Below are 251 nucleotides of genomic sequence, written 5' to 3' on the forward strand. Positions count from 1 at the left end.
GAAAAAGGCAGAGTTTGATAAACTCCTGATTGGTAAGGGATGGAAAGAGGCAATCACGATATTACTTGAAACCAATTTATATTGTTATTTACCAGGCTTACAAAATCAGAAAAAACAAATTGAAAAATTATTGTCTTATAACAGCGAAAAACTGACAAAGAATGAGATGTGGTCCTTACTCCTTTTCTGTCTACAGCAAGATCCACAATCTACTGAAACGTTTTTAAGGGATTGGCGCTTTTCCGTTCATG

At 35.1% G+C, this 251-nt stretch carries 1 pseudogene; it reads left to right on the forward strand.

Going from position 1 to position 251, the window contains the following annotated elements:
• Positions 1–251: pseudogene (locus RYX56_RS24050) on the forward strand (CCA tRNA nucleotidyltransferase); the annotation flags it as partial.

Source organism: Alkalihalophilus lindianensis, assembly GCF_032843265.1.
GTDB classification, from domain to species: Bacteria; Bacillota; Bacilli; order Bacillales; family Bacillaceae_D; genus Alkalihalophilus; species Alkalihalophilus lindianensis.